General features: G+C 44.0%; 1 protein-coding gene. It reads right to left on the reverse strand.

The genetic code is table 11. The annotated features are described in order from the left end of the window. Positions 1–767, reverse strand: a 767-nt coding sequence (locus D5281_RS25130) for an Rpn family recombination-promoting nuclease/putative transposase (RefSeq protein WP_160562562.1), incomplete at its 3' end; no start/stop codon positions are given. Positions 768–861: the final 94 nt, after the last annotated feature.

An 861-nucleotide genomic window follows, 5' to 3' on the forward strand; every position in this document is an offset into this window, starting at 1 on the left:
ATTCCTTTTTGGATTCCTTTTTGAATTCCTCTGTTCTCCACACGATCCAACACATCACACATAGTCGTTGTTCTCCTTTCCATATCAGGACTAAATACACTTTCAAAACGGTTATCCTGTGTCATTACTGCCATTAACTGCAGCAGTTCATGTACATGTTTTATCGTAACTTCCGATGGGGCATAGCCCTTATTTTTTCGCATCTGCACAAAATAATCCGCTACGATTTTAAAATCGCTGGTAAACATCTGTACCTGTTCATCACTAAGATACGCAATCTCATATAAATTCATACGATAATCATTCACATACGGCTTTATATCTTCCGGAAGCTCGAGGCATTCAAAGAGTGTCCTTGGCGTTCTCCAATGCCTGTCATATCCAAAATATAAAACCAATGTCACCACCGGATACCTGGGTATCGGTATGCCGGTTTTTTCCTTCATTCCCTTATCCGCCAGAAGCTGCGCCCGGTATGCCGCTCCGTCATAAGAAAACAGCCTCAGCGGCATGTCTCTGTCTATGCCTGTCTGGTTTTCCAGTCCGTATAATGCAATACGGACTAGCCCTTTCCTCCAATACTTTGCAACATCCCTCTCCTGCGCATGCAGTTTGCCGTCCGCTTTATAACTGGAACCCGGACTTTCTTCCTCCAGTTCATCTTCTTTCACGAAATGTCTTCCCTGGAACAGCAATACATTGACAATGTCTGCAAATACATCATTGTAAGCCTCCAAAGTCTTTTCTGCGATGTCTTTTTCCGCCATACACCTATATCCCTTCCCTCAGCCCTTTTTCCACTCACTCCCTGTAATTTCCCTCATAAAAGCCATTGGCAAGCTCAGTCCCCGGCTGATACTT

It is taken from the genome of Parablautia muri, assembly GCF_009917485.1.
GTDB lineage: Bacteria > Bacillota > Clostridia > Lachnospirales > Lachnospiraceae > Suilimivivens > Suilimivivens muri.